The organism is Bdellovibrio sp. MYbb2, from assembly GCF_056175685.1.
The window spans coordinates 190,753-216,840 of record NZ_JBJKJI010000003.1 but is presented as its reverse complement, the minus strand read 5'-3'; the positions used below and the strand labels follow the sequence as shown (position 1 = coordinate 216,840).

The 26,088-nt window shown below is 49.1% G+C and carries 27 protein-coding genes; 14 read left to right on the top strand and 13 right to left on the bottom strand.

Going from position 1 to position 26,088, the window contains the following annotated elements; genetic code table 11:
* The first annotated feature begins 397 nt into the window (after positions 1–397).
* The 3 genes from AC04MQ_RS14985 (at position 398) to AC04MQ_RS14975 (ending at position 4,928) form a co-directional block, all read left to right on the top strand.
* On the top strand, positions 398–2,803 hold the full coding sequence (locus AC04MQ_RS14985) for a ribonucleoside-diphosphate reductase subunit alpha (protein WP_475392472.1): 2,406 nt from the start codon (positions 398–400) through the stop codon (positions 2,801–2,803).
* Positions 2,804–2,891: 88 nt separating this feature from the next.
* Complete coding sequence (locus AC04MQ_RS14980) at positions 2,892–3,890, top strand: ribonucleotide-diphosphate reductase subunit beta (protein ID WP_015091085.1); 999 nt, start codon at positions 2,892–2,894, stop codon at positions 3,888–3,890.
* Between the two features lie 117 nt (positions 3,891–4,007).
* Entirely contained in the window at positions 4,008–4,928 is a 921-nt protein-coding gene (locus AC04MQ_RS14975; RefSeq protein WP_015091084.1) for a hypothetical protein, read from the top strand.
* On the opposite strand, the gene AC04MQ_RS14970 is transcribed toward AC04MQ_RS14975, so the two are convergent.
* The 7 genes from AC04MQ_RS14970 to AC04MQ_RS14940 form a co-directional block, all read right to left on the bottom strand.
* Positions 4,918–5,400: a hypothetical protein gene (locus AC04MQ_RS14970; protein WP_015091083.1), complete on the bottom strand. Its 483-nt coding sequence runs from the start codon at positions 5,398–5,400 to the stop codon at positions 4,918–4,920. The two genes, AC04MQ_RS14975 and AC04MQ_RS14970, sit on opposite strands and share 11 nt — an antisense overlap.
* Positions 5,401–5,512: 112 nt before the next feature.
* On the bottom strand, positions 5,513–6,022 hold the full coding sequence (locus AC04MQ_RS14965) for a TlpA disulfide reductase family protein (RefSeq protein WP_015091082.1): 510 nt from the start codon (positions 6,020–6,022) through the stop codon (positions 5,513–5,515).
* Positions 6,023–6,922 (bottom strand): HTTM domain-containing protein, encoded by a 900-nt coding sequence (locus tag AC04MQ_RS14960; RefSeq protein ID WP_475392471.1) that lies wholly within the window; start codon positions 6,920–6,922, stop codon positions 6,023–6,025.
* Positions 6,919–7,494: a hypothetical protein gene (locus AC04MQ_RS14955; protein ID WP_015091080.1), complete on the bottom strand. Its 576-nt coding sequence runs from the start codon at positions 7,492–7,494 to the stop codon at positions 6,919–6,921. The genes AC04MQ_RS14960 and AC04MQ_RS14955 overlap by 4 nt, the downstream gene beginning before the upstream one ends.
* Positions 7,469–8,935 (bottom strand): SMC-Scp complex subunit ScpB, encoded by a 1,467-nt coding sequence (scpB, locus tag AC04MQ_RS14950; protein ID WP_475392470.1) that lies wholly within the window; start codon positions 8,933–8,935, stop codon positions 7,469–7,471. Before scpB ends, AC04MQ_RS14955 begins: the two co-directional genes overlap by 26 nt.
* Before the next feature lie 8 nt (positions 8,936–8,943).
* Positions 8,944–9,942, bottom strand: a complete 999-nt coding sequence (locus AC04MQ_RS14945; RefSeq protein WP_475392469.1) for a segregation and condensation protein A — start codon at positions 9,940–9,942, stop codon at positions 8,944–8,946.
* A gap of 146 nt (positions 9,943–10,088) precedes the next feature.
* Complete coding sequence (locus AC04MQ_RS14940; protein WP_417865432.1) at positions 10,089–10,751, bottom strand: site-2 protease family protein; 663 nt, start codon at positions 10,749–10,751, stop codon at positions 10,089–10,091.
* Positions 10,752–11,104: 353 nt separating this feature from the next.
* On the opposite strand from AC04MQ_RS14940, the gene AC04MQ_RS14935 reads away from it, so the two are divergent.
* The 9 genes from AC04MQ_RS14935 (at position 11,105) to AC04MQ_RS14895 (ending at position 20,179) form a co-directional block, all read left to right on the top strand.
* Positions 11,105–12,271: an acyl-CoA dehydrogenase gene (locus tag AC04MQ_RS14935; protein WP_015091076.1), complete on the top strand. Its 1,167-nt coding sequence runs from the start codon at positions 11,105–11,107 to the stop codon at positions 12,269–12,271.
* Positions 12,272–12,386: 115 nt separating this feature from the next.
* Complete coding sequence (locus AC04MQ_RS14930; protein ID WP_015091075.1) at positions 12,387–13,850, top strand: peptide ABC transporter substrate-binding protein; 1,464 nt, start codon at positions 12,387–12,389, stop codon at positions 13,848–13,850.
* Positions 13,851–13,862: 12 nt separating this feature from the next.
* Positions 13,863–15,065, top strand: a complete 1,203-nt coding sequence (locus AC04MQ_RS14925; protein WP_015091074.1) for an EAL domain-containing protein — start codon at positions 13,863–13,865, stop codon at positions 15,063–15,065.
* 179 nt (positions 15,066–15,244) lie between these two features.
* Positions 15,245–16,636: a hypothetical protein gene (locus AC04MQ_RS14920; RefSeq protein ID WP_475392468.1), complete on the top strand. Its 1,392-nt coding sequence runs from the start codon at positions 15,245–15,247 to the stop codon at positions 16,634–16,636.
* A gap of 176 nt (positions 16,637–16,812) precedes the next feature.
* On the top strand, positions 16,813–17,034 hold the full coding sequence (locus AC04MQ_RS14915; RefSeq protein WP_015091072.1) for a hypothetical protein: 222 nt from the start codon (positions 16,813–16,815) through the stop codon (positions 17,032–17,034).
* A 260-nt stretch (positions 17,035–17,294) separates the two neighbouring features.
* A complete protein-coding gene (locus tag AC04MQ_RS14910; RefSeq protein ID WP_015091071.1) occupies positions 17,295–18,041 on the top strand; it encodes an SDR family NAD(P)-dependent oxidoreductase in 747 nt (248 codons plus the stop codon).
* The gene (locus AC04MQ_RS14905; RefSeq protein ID WP_015091070.1) at positions 18,038–18,427 is read left to right on the top strand and encodes a 6-carboxytetrahydropterin synthase; all 390 of its coding nucleotides are present in this window, start codon (positions 18,038–18,040) and stop codon (positions 18,425–18,427) included. Before AC04MQ_RS14910 ends, AC04MQ_RS14905 begins: the two co-directional genes overlap by 4 nt.
* On the top strand, positions 18,424–19,161 hold the full coding sequence (locus tag AC04MQ_RS14900) for a pseudouridine synthase (RefSeq protein ID WP_015091069.1): 738 nt from the start codon (positions 18,424–18,426) through the stop codon (positions 19,159–19,161). The genes AC04MQ_RS14905 and AC04MQ_RS14900 overlap by 4 nt, the downstream gene beginning before the upstream one ends.
* Complete coding sequence (locus tag AC04MQ_RS14895) at positions 19,154–20,179, top strand: lipid A deacylase LpxR family protein (RefSeq protein ID WP_235046075.1); 1,026 nt, start codon at positions 19,154–19,156, stop codon at positions 20,177–20,179. The genes AC04MQ_RS14900 and AC04MQ_RS14895 overlap by 8 nt, the downstream gene beginning before the upstream one ends.
* Here AC04MQ_RS14895 and AC04MQ_RS14890 read toward each other — a convergent pair.
* A complete protein-coding gene (locus tag AC04MQ_RS14890) occupies positions 20,176–20,967 on the bottom strand; it encodes a DUF455 family protein (RefSeq protein ID WP_015091067.1) in 792 nt (263 codons plus the stop codon). The two genes, AC04MQ_RS14895 and AC04MQ_RS14890, sit on opposite strands and share 4 nt — an antisense overlap.
* A gap of 82 nt (positions 20,968–21,049) precedes the next feature.
* On the opposite strand from AC04MQ_RS14890, the gene AC04MQ_RS14885 reads away from it, so the two are divergent.
* Both AC04MQ_RS14885 and AC04MQ_RS14880 read left to right on the top strand, forming a co-directional pair.
* Positions 21,050–21,748 carry a YebC/PmpR family DNA-binding transcriptional regulator gene (locus AC04MQ_RS14885; protein ID WP_015091066.1) on the top strand — a complete coding sequence of 233 codons (699 nt, stop codon included), beginning with the start codon at positions 21,050–21,052 and terminating at the stop codon, positions 21,746–21,748.
* Positions 21,749–21,915: 167 nt separating this feature from the next.
* Complete coding sequence (locus AC04MQ_RS14880) at positions 21,916–22,233, top strand: hypothetical protein (protein WP_015091065.1); 318 nt, start codon at positions 21,916–21,918, stop codon at positions 22,231–22,233.
* A 75-nt stretch (positions 22,234–22,308) separates the two neighbouring features.
* On the opposite strand, the gene AC04MQ_RS14875 is transcribed toward AC04MQ_RS14880, so the two are convergent.
* The 5 genes from AC04MQ_RS14875 to AC04MQ_RS14855 all read right to left on the bottom strand — a co-directional run bounded on the left by AC04MQ_RS14875 (position 22,309) and on the right by AC04MQ_RS14855 (position 25,895).
* Positions 22,309–23,178, bottom strand: coding sequence for a trypsin-like serine peptidase (locus tag AC04MQ_RS14875; protein WP_475392467.1), 870 nt, complete (start codon positions 23,176–23,178; stop codon positions 22,309–22,311).
* 71 nt (positions 23,179–23,249) lie between these two features.
* The gene (locus tag AC04MQ_RS14870) at positions 23,250–23,684 is read right to left on the bottom strand and encodes a SufE family protein (protein WP_015091063.1); all 435 of its coding nucleotides are present in this window, start codon (positions 23,682–23,684) and stop codon (positions 23,250–23,252) included.
* 14 nt (positions 23,685–23,698) lie between these two features.
* Entirely contained in the window at positions 23,699–24,511 is an 813-nt protein-coding gene (locus AC04MQ_RS14865; RefSeq protein WP_015091062.1) for a hypothetical protein, read from the bottom strand.
* A gap of 7 nt (positions 24,512–24,518) precedes the next feature.
* Positions 24,519–25,325, bottom strand: coding sequence for a phosphatase domain-containing protein (locus AC04MQ_RS14860; RefSeq protein ID WP_015091061.1), 807 nt, complete (start codon positions 25,323–25,325; stop codon positions 24,519–24,521).
* Positions 25,326–25,424: 99 nt separating this feature from the next.
* Positions 25,425–25,895, bottom strand: coding sequence for a hypothetical protein (locus AC04MQ_RS14855; protein WP_015091060.1), 471 nt, complete (start codon positions 25,893–25,895; stop codon positions 25,425–25,427).
* Between the last annotated feature and the right edge of the window lie 193 nt (positions 25,896–26,088).

Sequence of the window (26,088 nt, the reverse complement as noted above, 5' to 3'; positions counted from 1 at the left end):
TTTACGAGGTAAAATTACAAGCTCTTGCCAGTTTTGTTTGCACGCGACTTCAGTCAAGAGGAAGTTTTTTTTGCCTATTTGATGGGCAACGTCACAAAAAAATCGGCGTTATTTTTAAAATTGTTCTTGAAACATCACCGAAAGAATTACAAGATCGGAATTGAGAGAGATACCCGGCATATGGATATGTCACCAATTAGAGACCACTAGATATAGTGGCAAGCCGAAAGGCAACTAAGGGGGATTCAAGGGAAACAGCTAAGGATTAGCAACTTCGTTCTCACCAATTACCATACAACTTATATATGCATTAACCAGACCTAAGTCTTTACGAGGGGTGAAGATCTTGGGGCGGGATTTTTTTGCCCAAACGGAACTGGGCAGAGGGGATACAGCCATGTTGGAAACAACAGCTCACATCATGAGAGTTAAAAAGCGCGATGGCACACTGGAGCCAGTGGACGTAACGAAAATCGTTGAGCGCGTAACCAAGAATTGCCAGGGATTGACTCAGGTAGATCCTTTGCGTGTTGCCACTAAGGCTATCAGCGGTCTTTATGATGGTGCTTCCACCAAAGAATTGGATAATCTTTGTATCCAGACAGCATCTTTGCTGATCGGTGAAGACCCAGAGTATTCCCGTCTGGCGGCTCGCCTTCTTTCCACATATATTGACGAAGAAGTTCGTTCTCAGAAGATCCAATCTTTCGCTGACTCTGTAAGCTTCGGCTTCCAGGCAGGCCTTCTTGCTGAGAGCACTTACAAATTCGTTGAAGCCAACAAAGCAGCTCTTTGCGCGGCGATCGAGCCGTACAGAACAGACCGTTTCGAATACTTCGGTCTAAGAACTGTTTATGATCGTTATCTGTTGAAAAACCCAACAACTCGTCAGGTGTTTGAGACTCCTCAATACTTCTTCATGCGTGTTGCCTGCGGTTTGGCGCAATCCGTGGAAGAGGCTATCGAGTTCTATCGTTTGATCTCTTCTCACGATTACATGCCGTCCACCCCGACTTTGTTCAACTCCGGAACTATGCGTCCGCAGATGTCTTCCTGCTATCTTTTGGATTCTCCAAGCGATGACTTGACTGCCATCTATCAGAAATACACGGACATCGCCCTTCTGTCCAAATTCGCCGGCGGTATCGGCGTGGCTTACTCCCGCGTTCGTTCCCGTGGTTCTTTGATCAAAGGAACAAACGGTCACTCCAACGGTATCATCCCTTGGCTGAAAACAATGGATTCTTCCGTTGCAGCGGTAAATCAGGGTGGTAAACGTAAAGGTGCAGCCTGTGTTTATCTTGAAACCTGGCACGGTGACATCGAGGAGTTCCTTGAACTTCGCGACAACACTGGTGACGAAGCAAAACGCGCGCACAATCTGAACCTGGCAAACTGGGTTCCAGACTTGTTCATGAAGCGTGTTGAAGCCGATGCAATGTGGTCTTTGTTCGATCCGAAAGTGGTTCCTCATTTCGTGGACACTTACGGTGAAGAGTTCGAAAAGGCTTACACCGAAGCAGAGGAAAAGAAACTTTACATCAAACAACTTAAAGCTCGTGACCTGTACAGCCGTATGATGAAAACATTGGCTCAGACCGGTAACGGCTGGATGACTTTCAAAGACCATGCGAACTTGAAAGCCAACCAGACTGGCGAAGCTGGAAACGTGATCCACCTTTCCAACCTGTGCACAGAGATCCTTGAAGTGACCTCTGACAAAGAAACTGCGGTGTGCAACCTGGGTTCCGTGAACCTGTCCCGCCACGTGGAAAACGGTCAGTTCAACTTCGAAAAACTGGCTCGTTCTGTTCGCACAGCTGTGAAATACCTGGACCGCGTTGTTGATATCAACTTCTACCCGATCGGCACAGCTCAGGACTCCAACCACAAATGGCGTCCAGTTGGTTTGGGCGTGATGGGTCTTCAGGATGCTTTGTTCCTTATGAAGCTTCCGTTTGACTCTGCAGCGGCTCGTGACCTTTCTGCAAGAGTTCAGGAAGAGATTTATTACAATGCGCTTGTAACTTCCTGCGAACTTGCTGAAAAGCACGGTCCTCACGGCGCTTACGAGCAGACCAAAGCGGCTAAAGGTTTGTTGCAATACGACCTTTGGGGCGTGACACCTTCTCAACCAGAGCGTTTCGAGAAGTTGAAAGAGAAAATCAAAAAGCACGGCCTGAGAAACTCTTTGATGATCGCGATTGCTCCAACAGCAACTATCGCCTCCATCGTGGGTTGCTACGAAGCGATCGAACCACAGGTTTCCAACTTGTTCAAACGTGAGACTCTTTCCGGAGAGTTCATGCAGATCAACAAGTACCTTGTGGGTGACTTGAAAGCGATGGGCATCTGGACTGAAGACGTTCGTAACGAAATCAAACTTCAGGACGGTTCCATCCAGGACGTGGCTATGATTCCTCCACAAATCAAGGAATTGTACCGCACTGTTTGGGAAATCCCGATGAAGTCTTTGGTTGATATGGCTGCGGACCGTGGCGCTTACATCGATCAGGCTCAATCTTTGAACTTGTTCCAGGAAAGCCCGACTATCGGCAAACTTTCCTCCATGTACATGTATGCATGGAAAAAAGGTGTGAAGACGACTTATTACCTTCGCTCTCGTCCTGCGACTAAAATCGCAAAAACGACTGTGAAAGCTTCCAGCAACTCTGCAAATCCAACTGCTTCTGAAAGCATGATGGACGCAGCTCCTGCTCAAGAGGCCAAGAAGTCTTACTCTGACGCAGAAGTGATCGCATGCTCCCTGGAAAATCCGGAAGCCTGCGAAGCTTGTCAGTAATCGCGGCTCGCCCGCGGAGTGCTAAGGGGGCACAAGCCCCCGAAGCTGAACCTGCGCTTTTTTAGCGCGTACTTTTTTGGAGTTTTTTATGATTTTGGATCCTGGCTTTGACCTGACTTTGCGCCCGATGAAATACCCTATTTTCTACGAAATGTACAAAAACGGGATCAAGAACACCTGGACTGTGGATGAAGTTGATTTCTCTACAGACCTTGTGGATCTGCACTCCAAAATGACTGAATCAGAAAAACATCTGATCCGTCGTTTGGTGGCTTTCTTCGCAACAGGTGACTCTATCGTGGGTAACAATCTGGTGTTGAACCTTTACAAGCACGTGAACTCTCCAGAGGGTCGCATGTACTTGTCCCGTCAGCTTTATGAAGAAGCTTTGCACGTTCAGTTCTATCTGACACTTTTGGATAACTACATTCCAAATCCAGATGAACGCGCGGAGGCTTTCGCTGCGGTTGAAAACATCCCGTCCATCAAAAAGAAAGCGGATTTCTGCTACAAATGGATTGATTCCATCAACGAGCTGAATGAACTGAAAACGATCGAAGATCGTCGCCGCTTCCTGATGAACCTGATCTGCTTCGCAACTTGCGTTGAAGGTCTGTTCTTCTATGCAGCCTTCGCTTACGTATACTTCCTGCGCTCCAAAGGTCTTTTGGCTGGTTTGGCATCTGGTACCAACTGGGTCTTCCGTGATGAGTCCATGCACATGGCCTTCGCGATCGAAGTTGTTAAAACAGCTCGCAGAGAAGAACCAGAATTGTTCAACCAGCAAATGGAAGACATGGTTGTGCAAATGCTTGAAGACGCCATCGAATGCGAGATGGAATTTGCTCACGACGTACTGAACCTGGGTGTTGCCGGCTTGTCTGCCAAAGACATGAGACAATATCTTGAGTACTGCGCTGATCAACGCCTTGAAAGCTTGAACATTGCTCCACGCTACAACGTGAAGAATCCGTTCATCTTCATGGAACTTCAGGACATGCAAGAGCTTGCAAACTTCTTCGAAAGACGCGTTTCCGCCTACCAAACAGGCGTATCCGGCGCAGTTGCCTTCGACGAGGCCTTCTAGCCTACGGCTAGGATGTCGTAGCGGCGCTACTCCGGCGAAGCCGGAGTGCATCGGGCCGCGGAGACTGGACTTCATCTGAAAAGCAACATTTTTTGGATCTTCTTTTTTCTAATCTGCATGGGGGTGGGATTTCTGCACGGAGTCCTGCCCCAAGGCATTTCCAGAAGCTATTTCGTCACTCCCCGTAAAATTTCTGTACTGACCACGGATGAAGTCCTGTTCCCGATGAACTTGCGTCAGGAACTGGAAGAAGAACTTCACGTGCGTTTTTCCGTCACGGTGACCCGCGACTGGGAATCAATGATGGCCAACGTGGTGGCCAGCCCTTCCGCCGATTTGATCTTTCTGCCATCATACTGGGCCAACACACTGGCGCATCAGAATCTTTTGGCAAACGTCGCCGGCATTCAAGGTGAATTGCTGCAACGAGTTTCCACTGACTTCGTAAAAAGCCGCAATCCCGAAACCTTTACTTTCCTGCCCATTTACTGGATGAAAACCGGCATTGATACTCCGCTGGACGAAACCTTCCAGGATTATCTGAAAAACAAAAAAGAAACCTTCCTGTTTTTGCTGGCCGATGAAGACCTGCTGCTCAAGCACTTCCAGACCTGGAAAGAGCAGGGGTTGCTTGAGCAAATCAATACAAAAAGAATTCTGACCCTGCAGCTGGATCAACTGAGCAAAGCCAGTGATGAAGGGGCCGTGGAAACCCCGCAGAATCGTGAATTCCGCGGCGGTCCTCACCCGTTTTTGAGTGCCCTTTTGATGTGGGGAGCCGCCATTCCGGCGAACTCCACCCAGAAAGAACTGGCTTTGGAGATTCTTGAGGTTCTGACGAATGTGGAGCACCAGGAAAAGGGATTGCTGGGCACCCCTTTTAATTCGACCTTTTCAACTGTGACGGGAAAAGAGATTCCACTGCACAGACGTGCGGATTTTATCCGCGATCTGCAATTGAAAGACACCCTGATTCTTGAAAGCAAAGATCAGGAAGCGCCTTTGAAACTTAAAAACGATTTCAATTTTATTTTGTAAGAGTGAATGTCGGAGCCGCACGGGCTTCGTTCATCACGGCATTTCCGTCCGCATCGAAGGCCTGCATGATGATTCGCATGCTGTAAACGCCAGAAGCCAAAGCCGCAATATTCAACGAGAAGTTAAAGCGTCCGTTTTTACAAGTGGCATAGTTGGCATTGGAGGCCGTTGCCGGATTTGTATCCACCAGGGTCATTTGTGTCGAACCATTCATCACAATCAGCCTGTGGGACGGATATGTTGAAACATAGCACTCGCCGGTGATTTCGGCTTTGGTGTCTGTGTTTTTCATATTGATGGTGGGAGAGAAAAGCTGAACGGTCAGTTCTTCTGATTTCGGAGTTTTATCCAAAGTATGGGTGCTGGAATCATCTTTTTTATCAGTCAGCAGAGAATCGCCTTCCACCGGCTGACAGGCCGCCAACAGAAGACAAAGACTTGAAAGTCCTGCAAAATATCGTACTGATTTCATGAGCTCCCCCACCTTTATAGAATAAATGAGGTGCGGGGACGCTTAAACGAGTTTTTTCATCAGGTCCAGTTTTGAGACGATTTCCCCGTCCCAAAATGCGATAACGGCGGATTTACTTAAAAAGACCCCGGATTTTTACTTCCAACAGCGGACTTAACCCCGTGGTGATCCAGGTTAATTGGTGGTCTTTATCGAGCAAGGCCGTGGTCGGCGTGGCACGAACTCCATAAAGACCGGCCACCTGACCGCTGATATCCACGCCCACCAGGAAGGTATAACGGCGCTGTTCCACCGTGGCCTGAACAAGATCGCGATCTTCCAGACTTGAAATAGCCAGTACCGATTCTGCGGGAATGATCTTTTCATCGATCAGCTTTTGCATGCGGGAAAGTTCGACCTCACAAGGACCACACCACGTGGCCCAAAACACAATCACCACGGGCTTGCCGGCTTTTTCTGATTCAAACAAGGTTCCATCCAGCAAAGGAACCGCAAACGAAGGAGCTGGCTGGTTTTGTTTTTTGAAGTTTTCAATAATGCCCGGAAGGCGATTGATCAAAACCCACAGGACTGCGACAACCAGCAGTCCATTCACGATTTTTCCAATCAGAGCTTTGTTCATTTAAATGCGCACCACAGAGCGGGTTCTGATCAAAGCCCTTTCAAGAAGCTGTGGGTCCAGGAACAGGAAGTACGTCGAAACCATGACCGTGGCAAAAGGAATCAGACCCATAAAGATGCCGATCCCCGCATGGAACGAAAGCCCCAGCAGCAGGCAAAGATATCTTGTCTTGGGCCAGGCCACCATCGCCGGGAAATAGATTTCAAACAGAATCGTCACATAGCCAATCACCGGGATCACCCACGGAAAATGGCGCAGGAACGAAAAGTCCATCGTCGTCATTTGTGGGTTAGCAAGGACACTCCACAAAGCGGTTCCATCCCACCAACTGCCACCTTTAAGTTTTTCCCACCCGGTGTAAGCATAGATCACAGAAATCTGAACCTGCATCATGCGAATCATCATCGAGCTGACGGTGTCGCTCATTTTAAATGAACTTTTCTTACGGACCAGATTCACAACACTTAATCGTTCACAGCTTTGGGTGAAGGCCATATAGAACAGGAATAACGCCCCGATCACATCCGCCCCGAAATTCACCGCATAATTTCTTTGCAGGAATCCGGCATTAATGAGCCACGCGATCCCCATCAGCCAGCGACCGCCAATCCCCAAGGTCAGCAGAGCCAAAAGCACCACCAGCACCAGGTTCATGACAAAATTCATGCTGTCGGGCCAGAACGTCCACAGAAACAGCGGACGCCCCAGTTCCGGCATCACTTCCAGCGCACGGGTGCGCGGAATCCAGCTGGAGTCTGTGTAAAATTCAAGATTATAGAATCGGGACAGGTTCATATAAAGCAGCGTCGCACACAGCATGATCCGCATATACGCAAGACCCAGCAGACTTTGTGGCGCAAACCAGAACTGATCCCAATGAGCCCAGAGTTTTTTAATCATAGACTCTCCTCATCCCCACCTGCGCAGGAATAGGATTCCCGAACATACTGGACCTCTTTGGACAGGTCACTGACGCTGTCTTCGCGGAAACGCACGGCCTGATCCAGGAATGGAATAGTCTCAATCACATGCTCCATATCCACAGACGTGGCACCCGGATACTGACGACAGAACCATGGTCCCATCAAAACCCTTAAACGCTTGGGATCCAGCACCATATAGCGCATCAATGCCCATTCACGTTTGCGGGTGATGTTCGGCAAAGGACGGTTGTCCTTGGCGGTCTCCAAGGGGAAAAAACCGTAAACCGGCTCTTTGGCCTCTTCACCGGCGTTTTCACCTTCAGTGTACAGATAATTGATGGTGTATTTCAGATACATGGGATGGGCTGGCTCGGGGGAAAAGAAATTCCACCCGGCATTCAAACCCACCGTGTTGGCGTACGGGGTGACCACGTTTGCAGTCACCCGCCCGAAATAGGCACCCACATTGGGCATCACCAACATCACAAAGATATTATATACGATCCAAAGACTCAGAAGAGTCTTAAACAGAAGCTTCACCTTCTTCATCAATGTCGTCCGCCTCACCCAAGAATGGCAACTCTTCTTCTTCGGAAGATTCATCATCAGAGTCAGCGAATAATTGATCGTCTGAAGCCTCATCCAGATCTTCGTCGTTATCAAATGCTACGACAGCTTCTTCCAGCTCGGAATCATCCCCGTCGGTGGATTCGTCCACAGACTCTTCAGAGGATTCATCCATGGAAGCTTCCAAAGTCTCTTCAGATCCTTCCTCAGAGATTTCTTCGCCGTTTTCCGCAGTCACTGCCGGCTTTTTCATGTTTTCCAAAGCAGCGGCTTTCTTTTCAGCTGCCATGGCAACCAAAGAAGTGCCCGCAGCCAAAGCCTCATCGTACTTCGTCAGCCAGTTTTGATCACGTGTGGAAACCGGCTCGCCGAATGCCAAAGCATCACGGATATTCTGAGCGCGTTCCTGGTCACGTTTTTCAGCCTGACGGCGTTTTTCTTCCTCAAAGAAGTTGGAAGAAGTCGCGATGTCTTCAAGCTGTTCCTGGATTTTCATCAGCTCTTCCTCACCTTGAGAGTAAGAACCAATGTAAGTTTCAGACATGCTGTCCGTGATAGTGGAAAGAGTCGGTTTTTCCTCCGCCTGCTGTTCATCAATACCATCCGGCAGAAGTTCATCAATCTGGGACAGGGTTGGAAGCTCTTTCAAGCTTCTCAGGCCGAAGATCTCCAGGAATTTTCTGGTGGTGCCGTACTGCATAGGACGACCTGGAAGTTCGGATTTGCCTTCGAAGCAAACCAGATTTTTCTCCATCAAAGCGCGCAGCAAGTGACCGGATTCAACGCCGCGGATTTCATCCACTTCCGCCTTCACAGTCGGCTGTTTGTAGGCCACGATGGAAAGAACTTCCAAAGCCGGGCCGGAAAGTTTGAACTGACGCGCTTTCAGCGTGCGCTTCAGGAATTCCATATTGTCAATTTTAGTGCGCAACTGGTATCCACCCGGAACTTCTTCCAGGGTCACTCCACGACGGCCGCCAGCGTATTCAACGGCCAGCTGATCCAAAGCACGACGGATTTTGTCGCCACGGATGTTGGTGCCTTTAAACAGAAGTTTCAAAGAAGCCAGACTCACCGGTCTGTCTGAAGCAAACAGCACGCTTTCCACGATGCTTTCAAGGCGTTCTTCCTCGACGAATTCCACTTCTTCAATTTCAGCGGAGTCAAAACCGTCAAGCTCAGTGCCATCAACAGAGACTTCGTCCTCTTCTTCAGAGGCTTCCATCGCGTCCACGTCATCATCAGAAGCTTCCGGAAGGAAACCTTCTGTTTCCTCTTCTTCCTGCAGGAATACAGAGGCGTCGGATTCGATGCCGTCAGCGGAAAGCTCGTCAGTTTCAACGTCAGCTTCAGTTTCGAAGCCTTCAGATTCTTCAGCGTGATTCATTTCTTCGTTGATCAAATCGTCTTTTTCTTCAGACATGGTCCCCTCTACACTTCCGTCACGTCATCTTTAAACAATTCACTCTCAGCAGCCAAGATTTCGTCGTCCGTGGCGATATCATCAACATTTGTGTCAACAAAAGCGATGTCGTCTGTGAGACCAGCACCCAAGTCCATTTGCAGCTGGTTGTTTTCTTCTTCAGTTTCTTCAATATCTGCCAAAAGATCTTCATCAGCGTCGATCTTTTTGGTTTCTTCCATCATTTTTGCCGCGACTTCATCAGCGCGCATGGAATCGTACTCTTCAACACGGCTCAAAACGTCCGTTTCGATCGGTTTTTTGGTATCAACCCAGATGTCAGAATAAGCTTCGGTCTGATACAAACCCACAAAGCCCATTTTACCCAGTTCAAGCAAGGACAGGAAGGTGATCAGGGCCTGGCGGGCACGGTCTTCCGTTGCCGTCACCATCTCCATCATTGTGGTTCTTTGACCGACAATCAGACGATCCTTCATTTCAAGGATACGGCTGGAGATGGACTGGGCTTTCGCCGCCACCTGGTGAATTTTCTTTTTAACGGCACGGGAAATACGACGGTAGCTGGCGATCAAAGAAAACAGGGCGTTGTCCTCAAGAACAATTTCCTCTTCTTTTTCATCCAGCTTTTCACGGGTTCCACGCAACCACACATCACGACCCACCAACGGGCGATCGTAAAGAAGCTTCGCTGCTTCCTGGTACTTTTGGTATTCAAGAAGTTTCTGAACCAGCTCTTTGCGCGGATCTTCAACTTCGATAGCTTCGCCATTTTCGTCGTACTGAGGCAAAAGCATGCGGGATTTGATCTGGATCAGAGTCGCAGCCATGGCCACGAACTCTCCGGCAACTTCCAGATCCAGTTCTTTCATCAATTTGATATATTCAAGGTATTGTTTGGTGATCTCATGAACTTTGATATCCATGATGTCCATTTCCTCTTTACGGATAAGGTAAAGAAGAAGTCCAAGAGGTCCTTCGAATTTAGGCAACTGTACTGTAATACTCATGAAAGATGGTCCCCTCTACCCTTTCACTAAAACCGGAACGCACTTCGCAGTCCCCGTCCAAACGCCGAAGATTGAATCAAGCGGCTTTGGATTATTCAACAACTCTTTAAGGCCCCCACCCGACGTGTTTGCGCCGCAGCAAAGCCTTAAACTCCCACCCCACTCAACGCAAGATTGATCAGGTGCTGAGAACTCCAGTAAACCGGCTCAGCCAGGAAGCGCAACATCCCCGTCAACACAAGCACCATCAAAACCATGCTGGTGATGTGTTCATTCTGTTCAAGCTTATAATTCAAGCTGGCAGGCAGGAAGCGCGCCAGCACCTTGCCACCATCCAGCGGATGCATCGGCAAAAGATTGAAAACAGCTAGGAACATATTAGTCACAATAAAGGTCTGAAGAATCGTCACCGCACCCTTGGCATACATGCCGAAGGAGTAGTATTTCGCCACCAGAGCGATCGCAAAAGCGCCCACCAGCGCCAGCAGGATGTTCGAAAGCGGCCCCGCCAAAGCGATCCAGAACATATCCACGCGCGGATTCTTAAGATTGCGGGAATTCACCGGCACCGGCTTCGCCCAACCAAAAAAGATCGGCGACGAAAACGCAATGGCCGCAATCGGAAGAATCAACGTCCCGACCAAATCCATGTGCGCCACCGGGTTCAGAGTCAAACGACCCATCTGCTCCGCAGTGTTATCCCCACGTAGACGCGCCACCCAACCGTGCGCAAACTCGTGGAAGCAAAGTGCAAAAAGAAAAGGAATAAAGTAGACACCAATCTTGGCGCCGATTTCCATCATATCCATACAACCTCACGCTAAAACACACCTAGACTCATGTCTAGTGCGATAAAACACTTGCACATTTAAAGTGCAATTCAGTCTAACACAGCTTGTTAAAAGAAAAGCTCTCGTCATTCCAAGGTCTTGAATAAATCAGTCAAAAAAGCTACCGTGACCCCCGTTTTAAGAAACTGTTTTAAAACGGTTCTGAATACGTTTTAACAAGAACTGAAGCCCAGCCCCAAGGGCCTTACCTGGCTATGCGGCGAGTTCCGCAGCAGACACATTCCAAAGGAATGGTCGTCCGCGAGGACTGTCCGAAGCCGCAGAGGCAGGTAAGGCCCTTGGGGCTGGGCTTCCGATCGAAGGGAAATAAGATGTCTGATACAACAAATGCGCGTCCGGCGCTGACTGTACTTTCTGAGGATGAAATTGCTTTCCGTGATGCTGTAAGATCTTTTGCAGAATCCGAAATCAAACCTCATGTGACTCACATGGACGAAGAAGCGAAAATGAAACCAGAAATCCTGACGAAGCTTTTCGAAATGGGTTTGATGGGTATCGAGACTCCTGAAAAATGGGGCGGTGCTGGTTCCACATTCTTCATGGCCTGCCTGGCAGTTGAAGAAATCGGCCGCGTGGACGGTTCTGTTTCCGTTCTTGTAGACGTTCAAAACACTCTGACAACAAATGCCTTCCTTAAATGGGGCACTGAAGCTCAGAAGTCCAAGTATCTGGGCCAAATGGCTTCCAAAGACGTGGGCGCTTACGCTTTGTCTGAATCCTCTTCCGGTTCTGATGCTTTCGCATTGAAATTGAAAGCAGAAGACAAAGGTGACAAATGGGTTCTGAACGGTTCCAAACTGTGGATCACCAACGGTAACGAAGCCAACATCTTTATCGTATTTGCCAACATGGCGCCGGAAAAAGGCTACAAAGGCATCACAGCGTTCATCGTTGAACGTGGCTTCAAAGGTTTCACAGTTGGTAAAAAAGAAGACAAATTGGGCATCCGCGCTTCTTCCACTTGCGAATTGTTGTTCGAAAACTGTGAAGTTCCAAAAGAAAACGTTTTGGGCGAAGTCGGCAAAGGCTACAAAATCGCGATCGAAACACTGAACGAAGGCCGTATCGGTATCGGCGCTCAGATGATCGGTATCGCTCAAGGTGCATACGAAGCCGCTTTGGGTTACGTAAAAGGCCGTGAACAGTTCGGCAAACCTATTGCTCACTTCCAGGGCGTTCAGTTCCAATTGGCAGAAATGCGCACTGAACTGGAAGCCGCTCGTTTGATGGTTTACAATGCCGCTCGCCTGAAAGACGCAGGTCTGGACTTCATCGAAGCTGCAGCTATGGCTAAACTGTACTCTTCCCGCGCGGCAGAGAAAATCACTTCCAAAGCCATCGACTTGTTCGGCGGTAATGGCTTCACCAAAGAATATCCAGTTGAGAAATTCTGGCGTGACGCGAAGATCGGTCAGATCTACGAAGGTACAACCAACATGCAGTTGCAAACGATTGCAAAAATGGAATTGGACAAATAGTTCAATCCTTAAGTTGAAACCCGAAAACGGCAGGAATCCCCTGCCGTTTTTTTATGATTTTTCCCGGTAATTTTCGTGCTTCAATTCATCCCGCCCTTAGGCTAATCTTAAAGGCATGAAAATCATCCTTGCACTTCTTCTGGTTTTTCCCGTCCTTTCCTTTGCCAACCCCAAGGCGTTTCGCCTGCACCTTTCCAACGAACCGGGAAGCCTTGACCCGAATAAGCAAAAAACTTCGGCCTCCAGCTATCTGCTGGGAAATCTGTATCGCAATATCTTCACCTTTGATGATCAAAAGGGCCTGGTACCGGATCTGGGCAGCGGCTGCACCCGTGACAAGAAAAAGAATCTGACCTGCCGTCTGAAAAAAGATCTGCGCTGGAGCGACGGCACCCCTTTGACGTCCGAAGACTTCCTGCGCACCTATAAAAAGATTCTCGATCCCAAATCCGCAGCCCCGCGTGCCGATTTGCTTTTCAAAATCAAAAAGGCTCAGGATTATTATGCTGGCAAAGCCAAAGCAGCTGATCTGGGAATCTTTGCCCCGGATGCCCTGACTTTGCGTTTTGAGTTCCAGGATCCAGACCCTGATTTTGAATACAATCTTTCAAGTTTCCTGCTGGCCCCCACCAAAGCGGACCTTGGCGCCTATTCCGGTCCGTACAAACTGGCTGAATGGAAAAAAGGCCAAAAGATCATCCTGACGGCAAATTCGGCATATCAGGGCGGACACCCGCAACGCCCGAATGTGGAGTTTTTGTTCGTTGAAGAAGACACCGTGGCTTTGCAGCTTTATGAAAAGAACGAACTGCAGTTTCTGCGCCGACTCCCGACGTTATTCATTCCAAGCCATAAAAAGCGCCCGGACTTTCACTGGATTCCAGTCACCCGCCTGGACTATCTGGGGTTTGGACCTGAACTGGCAGACAAAGAAGACCTAAGAAAAGCCTTCACCTATTCCTTGAACTACGTAGAGCTTCAGAAGATTTTCTCGTCTGAAGGCCGCCCCGGCTGCATGGGGGTTCCGGATTCCTGGTTTCCGGAAAAAGCGCCTTGTTACGACTTTGACTTAAAGAAAGTTCCCAAGATTCAGAACACTTCAACCTTTACTTTGATGTTCTCAAGCCTTGGGGGCGAAGACCACAAGCGCGCCACGGAATGGATGCAAAACCAGTGGCTGAAAAACGCCGGCCTGAAAACGCATCTCGAGTCCCGCGAAAACAAAGTCTATCTGCAAATTCTGCAGCAGAATCCTCCAGCAGTGTTCCGTAAAGGCGTGGCTCCGGATCGTCCGACCTGTCTTGCAGCCTTAGAGACATTTGCGCCGCTGAGCCCGGAAAACTACATCCGCCTGAAGTCGACAGAGTATGAAAATATTTTGTCCTCACTTGCGAAGGCAGAAAAACCCCAGGATCAGAAAAAATGGTGTCAAACCGGCATGGACTTCCTGATGAAAAAGCACCTGCTGATCCCGCTGGGAGCCATTCATTTCTCAATGCTGGCCAAGCCTGAATTTACGGGATGGAAACTGAATCAAATGAATCAGCTGGACTTGTCCAACCTGCACCAAAGACCCTAGAATAAAACTCATATGAATGCAGCAGCTCAGTCCGTCGACATCCACAAAGATCAGATCATTTTCAGCGAAGGCGATGCAGGTGACTGCGCCTATATCATCGAAAAAGGACGGGTGCTGATTTACATCACCAAAGACAAAGAGGAAATTCCCTTAACTATCCTGGGTGAAGGCGAAATCTTTGGCGAAATGGCCCTGATCGACAATCAAAACCGCTCTGCCAGTGTGCGCGCTTTGGAAGATGTCCGTCTGGCCATCGTCACCAAACAACAGGTTTTGGAACGCGTTTCCACTGCTGACAAAGTCGTTCAGCTTTTGATGCGTGTATTGCTAAAACGCCTGCGCCGCAAAAACATCGGCGGCCCGGGTGGTTCCCGTATTTCTGAAGCTGAATTCGACAATTCAGGCGCGGGTGATGACGGAACTCAAAGTGCGCTGGATCAGATCAAACTTGAAAATCAGATTTTCCAGGCTTTCCAGAACAAGGAATTTGAACTGTTCTATCAGCCGATCGTGAATCTTAAAAACAAAACCATCACGGGCTGCGAGGCCCTTCTGCGCTGGAACTCCCCGCAGCATGGTTTGGTTTCCCCGAATCTTTTCATCGACATCATTGAAAACTCTTCGATGGTGATTCCGATTGGCCATTGGATTATCAATCAGGCCCTGAAAGACCTGCGCACCATTCAAGATCAGCTGCGTCTGAACAAAAAAGATCGCATGTCTGATGACTTCATGATGAGCATTAATATTTCCGGCCGTCAGTTCACGCATTCTGATTTCGTGAACAATCTGGAAGATCTGCGCGAAAAGCATGACCTGCACACCCAGAACATCAAACTTGAAATGACCGAAAGAATCATGATGGATGGCGCGATCGCCATTGATGCTCTAAACCAGTGCCGCAGCCTGGGCTATGCGATTTCCATCGATGATTTCGGAACCGGATTCTCGGGCCTGCAATACCTGACCCAGATGCCGATCAGTTTTCTGAAAATCGACCGTTCATTCGTAATGAAGATTCTGAGTGATCCAAAATCCAAAGCGGTCGTCAGCTCGATCATCCACTTGGCGCACGCCATGGATATCGAAGTCATCGCCGAAGGCATCGAACACCACGAAGAAGCGCTGGTGCTTGAAACTCTGGGCGCTCGTTTTGGCCAGGGGTATTTGTTCTCTAAACCCGTTGATCTGGGCCGCTTCCTGAAACTGATTTAACCGGCAAGGCCCCTTTTTCCAGGGGCTTTTTCTTTTGCAAATACTTTTAAGTTTATATCTTCATTTGATACGGAGTGTGCTTTTTTCACTACTTAGCATCTCTGATTTTGCCCGTATTTTGACTGCAAAAACACCTCGGTCCCGCCGAAAATTTAGGTACTGGGAAAAGAGGTTCGTTTATGAAAAACAATTCCTTTCTGTGGGCCGGTCTACTGGTTCTTTCCGCATGCACCCCGCAAAGTGCCCATCAATCTTCCAGCCTCAGCGACATCACATCATTCAAAATGAATGGCACGACGGCTTTATTCCGCGCATCGGGGGATTCCTCTTCAACAGGGCTTTCCAAAGCCAGCACAGGAAAAATGGATCGTCTTTATAATCTATTGGATTCTGGCGAATACACCCGCCAGATCTGGGTGAATGACCAAGGCATCGAACATGAGCTTGAACTGTCCATTTCTCAGGTAAAGTGGCTTTCCAAGAAATACGCTTTGGTGGTAATTCAGGATGCCTTTATCGGTCTGGTGAATATCCAGAATGGATCCATCATTCGTCTGGAAGAAATGGATATCAATACCCGATCCGTCACTTTGTTTAATGGGCACCTGTTTGCTTTCAGCAGTGATTTGAAAAATCTAAAACGAATGAACCTGGAAACCAAACAGCTTCAAACTCACATCACCCTGCCTGCCAATTACACATTTATCCCAGGCGATCGATTCCTCACCTCCCAGTCAACACTGTGGTGGAATGATGAGGGAGATGTTCCGGACGAAGGCGGCAGCCGCGAGCCGATGCTGATTGATGAAAACTACAATGTGGCAGCCCAAGTAGTACGAACCCTCGACAACGGCGACGAAAACTATCCAACGATAGCTATGACTCCCAATGGGGATATGACCCAAGTTCAAATCACTCCCTATGGCGGCCCACAGGAGTTTTCTTATATTCACCACAACGGGAAATTATTCTCGGTACGATCCAATAGCGGACCGTACCATCATTTGCAAGCAAGCTCACCTGCCATCACAGATGTGGACTTCACCCTGAGCGAAGTAAATATTCACCCGACCGGAGTTGTACACACGCCGGTGGAACAAATCAAACCCTTCACCAGTAACATGAACTATGATACCGGCACCCTGCTATGCCGCGGACAATACACTATCGACTCGGAAAAACGCCATATCGTGACTGGCAGGGGTGTATTGACTGTGGATCTTTCCGCTCCCGTCACCCAGCGATTCCGCTATCAAGAAAACACCCAGCCTGCATGGTCCATATTCATTAACTCCAGCGTTATCAAACCGAGCATTGCGTGCTTTATTTCCGGGGACTTTATTTTCTTCCTGGGAGCTGATAATAAACTACAACGTATTGATCTGACAGACTTCGCCAACGCCACAGCAGAAGTTTTGGTAAATCAAACCGGCATCAAATCCTTCTATGTCGTGGGTAAGCATGTCTTCTTCACCACCAATGAGGGCACCTTCCGTATCCAAAAAGATGGCTCAGGCCTGAAGCAAATGCCCGGTGACTTTAACGTGAACGATATGATCACGGTGAATTAAGCCACTAAGGCGGCAGGGCATTCTTTGCCGCCATTTCCTCTATATTAGCCAATAGGCGTCTCAAACTGAGACTTCTAAACTTGAGAAGATTTCCTAAAGTCTGCAAGACCTTCGCCGATAAGTCTTATGTCTTAAGACAATCAACCAGCTTAAGATTTCATCTGGAGGTCACACGTATGGCTGACAAAAAATTTGATAAACAGATCCCAAACAATGTTGTTTCCCTTGAATCTGCTCGCTGCTGCGGCGAAGGCTGCAAAAAGAAATCCGATAAAGCAGGTTTCTGTGCAGAGCACTTTGATTGGTTTAAAGCCGGCCTGATCACCAAAGAAGGCATGAAGGCGCCGGACTTCGACAAGAAGTTCTACCACTACACGGCAGCAAAAAAAGTGGCTTAACACTGTTCCTATTTCAAATTCATCCGTTAAAAGCCGGGCTCCCACCCGGCTTTTTTTTATTTGTTAGTGGCGTGGCCGGGTTTAAAAATGGCTGAAAAAGGCCCCGAAGATCAAAAGACCGACAAAGAAGAACTTTATTCCGATAGACGTCGCTTCGCGCATGGACATAACTTCTCTTCGGCCCCCTCTTTTGCTACCATAAGTCCAGTTCAAATCTATTAGCACTCCGACGAAGCCGGAGTGGGGTTCGGGGGTCCAACTTGAAAAAAGCCGTCCTTATCACCGGCGCCAGCAGTGGCATCGGTGCCGCCACCGCAATCGAATTTTCCAAAAACGGATACTTTGTCTATCTTATGGGTCGCAACAAAGAGCGCCTGCAGGACGTGGCTTTGAAATGCCGCAGTGGTGCTTCCATCGTCTCCTGTGATCTGTCTGATGAAGCCGCTTTGAACAAGCGCCTGGGTGAAGTCATGGGCGCAAAAATCCACCGCGTGGAATGCGTGGTGAACAATGCCGGCATCTATGAAAGCAACACCACTGACTCGGGATCCGATGAACTGTGGAGTCGTCAGTTTGAAGTTAACATGTTGGGACCATTGCGCATTGTTCGCGCTTTCTTCCCGTACTTCAAAGAACAAGGCGGCGGCAGTATCGTGAATATCTCCTCGACACTGGGACTGCGTCCTCAAGGCCCGACTTCCGCTTATTCAGCGGTGAAAGCCGCCTTGGTGAACTGGACAGAAAGTCTGGCTTTGGAAGGCGGACCTCTGAATATCCGCGCCAATTGCGTGTGCCCAGGCCTGGTCGACACCCCGATTCACCAGTTCCATGCTTTGCCGGACGATCAGAAAAAAGAGACCCTGGATAAAATGGGCGGTTTGCAACCCTTGGGTCGCATCGGAAAGCCTGAAGACATCGCGCGTGCGGTTTACTTCCTGGGCTCGGATCTTTCTTCCTGGACCACAGGGGCTGTGCTTTCTGTCGACGGCGGAATCAATCTGACATGATCATCACCCTTAAAAGCCCCTTTAGCGCCGCGCACTTTTATGCTCAACCCCAATGGGATGAACAAAAGAACCGCGAAACCTTTGGCCGCTGCTACACGCAGTACGGACATGGGCACAACTATGTGCTGGAAGCAGGCTTTCACGGTCAGAATGAAAACTGGCAGACGCAGGCCGATCATTATCAGTCTGTCCTGAATTCGTTGACGACAAAACTGGATCACGAGCATTTGAACTTCGTGATTCCGGAATTTAAAACAAACATTCCGACGACAGAAAACATCTGTCTGTATTTTCTGGAAAAACTAAAAAGTCAGGTGAAGGCCGAAGAAATTTCTTATCTGCGCCTTTACGAGATGGACAACATCTGGACGGAGATCCGCCTATGAGCGAAGACAATAAAGTACGCCTTTCCAAATTGATGGCTGAAAAAGGCATCTGTTCCCGCCGCGAGGCTGATGATTATATTTCCCGCGGGCTGGTGATGGTCAACGGCGAGATCATCGATCAGCTGGGCACCAAGGTCAGCCCGGATGTAAAGATCACACTGGAAGCTCAGGCGCTGAAACAACAAAAACGTCTGGCTACAATTCTTTTAAACAAACCGGTAGGCTATGTTTCCGCCCAACCGGAACCACCCTACCAGCCGGCGATCAAACTGATCACAGCACAAAATCAGTTCGGAAATTCCAAAACCCGCCTGAAAGAAGAACATTTCAAAGGTTTGGCTGTGGCCGGTCGCCTGGATATTGATTCCCAAGGCTTGCTGCTGTTTACGCAGGACGGACGAATCGCAAAAAAAATCATCGGCGAAGAATCCAAGGTCGAAAAAGAATACATCGTGCGTGTGCAAGGTCAGCTGCCACCGGATAAACTGAAGCTTTTGAATTTCGGTCTTTCTTTGGATGGCAAAAAGCTTAAACCTGCCAAAGTCGAATGGCTGAATGAAGATCAGCTGCGCTTTGTTTTGCAGGAAGGTAAAAAACGTCAGATCCGTCGCATGTGTGAACTGGTGGGCTTGAAAGTCACAGGCCTAAAACGTGTGCGCATTGGGAAAATCCGCCTGGGTCAGCTTCCTGAAGGCCAATGGCGCTTCCTTGAAGAGGACGAACGTCTTGATTAGGGCATTGCTGCTGGCTGCATTGGTTTTTGCAGGATTCAACCCGCTGGCGATCGCAGCCAGCAAAGGGGAATCCTACAGCGCAACGATTGAAAACGACACCCGCCGCATGGGCGGACCGAACTCCGATGATGATTATTCAAGCGGTTTTAGATTTGCTTACATCTATGCCGAAGACACCATTCCATCCTGGGCACCCACTTTGACGGAGTGGTCACAGGGACTCAAGAAGGAACTTGAGCAATCAACCACCAACTTCGGCATTTCCCTGAATCAGAAAATCTACACTCCGGAAAACACCGACACCAAAGAACCTATTCTGGATGACCGCCCCTATGCGGCCTGGCTGTACCTGGGGTTTACAGCAAACTACAAAACCGAAACCCACAGCCACAGCCTGGAGCTTGATATCGGTATCGTCGGGCCTCCGGCCATGGGCGAACAGGTTCAAAATGGATTCCACCACATTGTCGATGTGCCCGAAGCACAAGGCTGGGACAATCAAATCGACACCGAGCCGATCGTGCAGGCTTCCTACTTTCAGAAAGTGCGCTTTGTCGATGTGCTGGATAAAACCACCGGCCGCATGTTTGACGTGATTCCCTATGTCGGAGGATCCCTGGGCAATGCCCTGGTTGCTGCACACACCGGCGTGATTGGACGACTGGGAGTCAATATACCGAACGACTTTGGTCCCACCCGCCCCTCAGCTTCAGATGGTGACATGATCAAAGATCCACGCGAAAGCAAAGCCGATCTGCCATGGCGGGCATATGTTTACGGTGCCGCCCGCGGAAATCTGGTGGGGCATAACATCTTTATCGACGGCAGTATCTTTCACAACGGCCCGCATGTGACCCGCAAACCCTTTGTCGCCGAAACGGAATTTGGTTACGGTGTGCAGTACATGAACTTCAGCTTTATCTGGAGATTTGTGACCGTTTCACCCGAGTTTGAAGAACGAGACAACTTCCACAGCTTCGCGTCCATGACCTTGTCGTATTACCACGATCTGGATTAGGGCTTTTTGTCCTTGTTCATGAAATCAAGGCGCAGGTTTTCAAAATACTGAATCTCTTCATCCGTGAAACCGGCCTTGGAGCGTAAAACGCGGTTCACCGGCTCAATTCGCTTGGGCAAACGCAGACGCAAATCCGCCATGCGCTTAAAGAAGTCCTCGCCGGCATCCATCTTTTCCTGACGGCAGATTTCGCGGTACCATTCAGAACCAAAATTAACATGGCCAATTTCGTCGTGATTGATCTGTTTTACGATCTTTTGAATCGGGCCATTCGACCCCAGGCCTTCCAGACGGCGGATCAAAGTATCCCCGGCATCCAGGCCGCTGCCTTCAAGATAACGATGCACGATCAGGATACGATCCAACAAGGTGTCTTCAGCACCGACCGCACGCCAAAGTGCGGAGTGCACCGGCCAATCGCCCCATTTAAACCCCAGGGATTCAATACCCTCCAGGCACATGCGCAGATGTTCGGATTCATTGATGGTGATGGCCACCAGCTCTTCTTTGAAGCCCTGGGGGGCGTCCGGGAACTCGGTCAGGGTTCTTACACCCAGCTCCATGGCCTGAAGTTCGATATTGGCCAGGTCGTGCAGCATGCGGGCCTGCCCTTCAGCAGAAGAAAAGCCCTTTTTCGGGGGGTGAAGCTTTGGATGCAGCAAAAGGACGTCCCTTGCCGGATCTTCAGGCATCTGAGTCCAGGGTTGAGTGAGTTTAAATGCTTCCTCACAGGATTTTTCGATATTGTCTATTTTTTCCCACACATCAGGGACCAAAAAACTGAACATAGCCCCTTTTACATCCCGCTCCCTTTCTTGCCAAATATTTCCTGATTTGGTGCAATAAGTCCCAAGCCTAAGAAGGAGATATATGGGTAAATCATGGAAAACCGCCGGTAAAGTTGAGAAAGCTCAACAAAAAGGCCAAATATTCACCAAACTTGCGCGCGAGATTGCCGTTGCTGCAAAAGCTGGTGGCCCTGATCCCAATGCCAATGCCCGTCTTCGTCTGGCTGTGGATGCAGCTAAAAAAGTTTCCTGCCCGAATGACACTATCGAACGCGCCATCAAAAAAGGTGCGGGTCTTCTGGATGACGGCAAGGTGATCGAAGAGCTGACCTATGAAGGCTATGGCCCTCATGGAGTTGGTGTCATCGTAGAGTGCCAAACGGACAACAAACACAGAACGGCTCCGGACATGCGTCACGCCTTCAAATCCCACGAAGGGAGCATGGGTGAAACCGGCTCTGTTGCATGGATGTTTGATCGCGTGGGCCTGATTGAAGGCACTAAGGACGGATCGTTTGATCCGGATGAAGAAGCCATCGAAGCTGGCGCCAATGAAGTTTCTGCTGACGAAGGCACTTATGAGTTCTTCACTGCCGCTGACGATCTGGATGCGGTTCGTGAAGCACTGACTTCCCGTGGTTGGAAAATCACCAAAGGGGAGCTGTCTTACAAAGCCAAGAACATCACGGAACTTTCTGACGAACAAAGAAAAGACGTCGCAGAGTTCCTGAACTATCTTGACGATATGGACGACACTCACCGCGTTCACGCAACAATTTAACAGGCATTCCCAAAGGGGAGGTTTAAAGACCTCCCCTTTTTTTTACCCGACCAACGGCGCAAACAAAGCCTGTCTTTTGGCAGTTTCAAACCTCGCAGCAACCCTCTTCCACTTGAAAAGCGGCATCGTTCCCAGTGCGCTATAATAAAGGTGCAAAGGAGGTCGTTATGAAATTTGCCCTGTGGCTAACGGCTCTTCTGATGATCGTTCCTCAATTTGTCAAAGGGGCTCCGGAACGCATGACTTCTGATAAAAACGCGTCCAGTGCCACAGAGACAAGTGAAGAACTGAAACGTAAACCGGCCAGTACTCAGAAAGAATCCCCTCTCCTGCCGTGTGCGGGGGAAGCTCATCGGGATAAACTGGGTGATATGGCCCGACTCGAAAGCACGACCCGCGACTGCCCTGCTGAAGGAGCTATTAAAGCTCAGCCTATCAGACCCGCGGATCCGGCTGAACCAGGCCGCCCTCTGAGATATCAGTAGCGCGGTCCTGAAAAAACAAAAAACCCACAACTCGGAGGAAGCTGTGGGTTTTTCGTTTTTAAATTTTAAAATCTTTTACTGTTTCAAAGCCTGAGAGATGAAAGAAATGTTCGTCACATCTTCGCCACGACAGCCTTCATCAGTGCAACGGTTGCTGATCGTACACTGATTTGCACGGTCATAGGCAAAATCCTGAGCACCACGAACAAGGATACCCACGATTTCATTCGTGCGGGCATTAAATACTGCAGAACCCGAGTTGCCGCCATATGTATCCAAATTAGTCACGAAGTAGCCGTTCTTTTGAGAACGCACTTTCGCACCATCAGCGATCTTGGTTGGCAAACCCGATGGATGACCGACAACGTAGATATCATCACCTGGCTGTACTGGAGTCGATTGGATCGCCAATACGCGATGACCACGAACCGGTCTGTCCAAACGAACCAATGCGTAATCCTGAGCGGATGTGTATTCGCGCGCCACGATTTCTTTGCAGGTGTAAACATCGTCAGCAGAAATCGTCTGTGGAGCTGTTTTCGCATCCAGCATACGGAAGCCGAAGACAAAACTGTAAGTGCCGCAATCTTTAGTGCTGATGCAGTGACCAGCCGTTGCAATCAAATCCTCACCAACCAAAGAGCCAGAGCAGTTCGCTGCTGTCGGCTGATCAAAGAATGGCTCGGATTTGCAAAGATCCAATTCGTGACCATAAGTTGTCGTGTTGATTTTGAAGTTGCCTTGGGCATCACGAACCACAGAGCGGGACGGAATCAAAGCCACGGTGGAATCGGCAATTTCGCGAATGTCAGAGCGCTGGACCTGGTACACGTCCACACGGTTGTCTTCGCCATAAATAACTTTTGGAGTGATATTAACAAAACCGACTGAGAACGTTGCTGCAACCGCGACACTGACGGCCGCGACGAATGAATTCCTTTTCACTTTGTCCCCTCTGGACGCTCATCATGAACATCCACCATTACAAGTTTGTGTAATGTGACAGGGAAAGACAACTACTTTTTAGTTTTTAACAAATAATCGAATGCCGTCGCATAAAGCTTAATCTGCTTCAGCATCGAGTGAAGACCATTTGCACGACTCGGCGACAAGTTTCCTTCAAACCCCAAAGCTTTTAAAAACTCTGGCGGAGTCGCCAAAATCTCTGCCGGAGTTGATCCGGAATAAACATTCAACAGCAAACCAACCAAGCCCTTCACAATCAAAGCATCACTGTCACCCTGAAGGTGAACCTGCCCTTGATCATTCAACGAAGCCGACAACCAGACTTGAGACTGGCAACCCTTCACCACGTTCTGCTCGGTCTTCAAAGACTCGGGCATTTCCGGCAAAGCCTTACCCATGTCGATGATTTTCTTATAGCGGTCTTCCCACTGCGCAAGTGCGGAGAAGTCCTGGATAACCTTGTTTTGTTTTTCTTGAATAGTCATATATCTCACCCTGCTTATTCACTTTTCAGTTTGGGAAGTATGGTGAATAGCTCTTCTTCCAGAGACTGCCCCTGCTCACCGATCAATTCATGGAAGGCACTTTTATCCAAATTGGCCACAATCTCAAAGCTCTTTTTGAAAAAGCCCTCTTGATCATCATAATACCCGTTCCACAGCTCGCGAGAGAGCTTTTCCGGGATCACCCAGGACTTTTTTTCGGCCGCTGTGCCGTCAAATCGATTGTGATAGTCCAACAAAGTCATCACCTGGCGCGGGGAAAAATCCAGCATCGCCAAGGCCTCTTCCAAAAGGGCCAGCTCGACATACCAGAGATAATTACTGAACTTTTCCCAGAATTTTAAGCCCGTCTTGCCATAAGAGCTTTTGCAGAAGAACGTCGTGCAGACCACACCGCGGTTGCGCCACACATTGCAGTTCTGGCTTTCTTTATTGAAGTACGGGCACAGCCAGTCCTCGCGCTGACCGAAGTCGCCTTCTTCGCGATTGTTGAACTGGACCTGGTATTTCACCGGCGCGACCAAACCAATGGGAAGTGCGTATTCACGACGCTCAATTTTGTCGCGGAAGATGCGATGAGCTTCCGTGGCAGTACTGTCCAGGAACGTGGCCCCCACCATATAGTTCGCCAAAAAAGGATGGAAGGTGCAGCACTTCAGATCCGCGCGATAATGAATCTTGGCCTTGTTCTGTGGACGTGACATCGCACAGGCATCACAGGTGGCCTTTTTTTCTTCCGGTGCGAATTGCAAAATTTCACGCGGCAGGATGTTTTCATAAATGCGGGGAAGCTGGTACTTTAATAACATCTTTATCCTAAGGGCGAAGCTTGCAACGGTTCACGATACGGTCTTTGACGCTTTTCACTCCGTCAAAGCGCGGGATGGCCGCATCCCACTTCCACACCATATCACGGCAGTTCACAAAATACGGGAAGGCCACTTCGCCTTCGGCGGTGTAACTGGGCTCATCCAGAATTTTCGGCAACACGGTCTTGATCAGGTTTTGCACGGAAGAAGACTTCAGAATGCCGGCTTTTTCCAGATCCAGTGCCACCTCCACCGGAGTCACAAATCCTGTCTGCCCTTCCAGCATCATTTCCGGCAAGACCAGTAAAATGCTGGTCTTGGGATAAACCACGCGGATGAACTGATGAAACTCAACACCACGACCGGCGAATTCTTCGGAAATCTGTTTGTAGATCTCTGGATCCTGCTCGCCGTTGTCGCCAACAAAGATGACTTTATCCGGACGGACTTTCGCCATGACTTCTCTTAAGGTGTAGATTTTGTGAACGTCAGAATCATAATTGGTGCGGTTGATATATTCGCCATCCGGGAAGTTTCCGTTTTCCAGGAACTTTCTGTGGGTGCGCCCCATAAACCAGTCCGGAGCACGGGAAAGATAGACGATCTCAAGATCTGGCTGATCTTTGGCGATCAGGTGATACAATTCGCTCATCCCGGCAAAACGGCTTCTGGAGTCAAAAGCGTATCGGGCGGCCTCAGACAAATCTTTGATGTGGGCCAGCTTGATCGTGTCATCGACATCGCTGACCAAAAGAGTGCGCGCCTGGGCTGACAAGCCCACAAACAGCAAAATAAAAGCAATCCATGTTTTCATTTGGTTAAACCTCCGACTAGCGAAGGTTCTATAACAGAAAAGGCCCTCACTCAAAGGGCCTTTTTCGGGGGCAAAGTAATTACAGGAAATGGCGCGAAACTAAACGCCGTTCGAGTTGAATTTCATCACAAATCGCTCTGGCGTGGCCTCAATCAGGAACAGCCCATCACCATCGCGGAAGGAAAAGCGATTGTCCTGGGTGTGGAACTGCTCAAACAGGGCGCGAGCCTCAGCCCCCCGAGCCTCGAAATGCGCCATCCCCGGACCAATACGCGCCAAAGGCGACTGATGGATGTAGATGGCACAATGATAGTTGTTTTCACCTTTACGAGCGCAGATGAAATTAAGCACTTTCTGAGGCGCTTCCAGCACTTTTCCCCGTCCCACCATAGAATCCTGCTCCGGCCTGTTCATGGCCTCAAAAAGCACGTGCGGGGAACTGTCGTTGGAGCCGTCGTACATGACCGATGCGATATTCACGATCAGCTGCATTCCCAAGAACTGACCTCGGGTTCCGGCCTGAGAAGTCGTCGCCGTCAGAAGCAAAAGCGCAAAAAGAAAAACTCTCATAGAAACGTCCTTGTTGGTTTTTATGAAAGCTTAGCAGTGTCCAAAAGTTTATCAACCGCATTCCCTAACATGTCACCTGACTAGTTCCTGCATACCCCTTTGAGACGCCTCACTATGAGATGAAATAACCTCGTTATTACAATATGTTACGAGGCATTTTTAGGGCATATCCGCCGTTTTTATGGCGCACCCC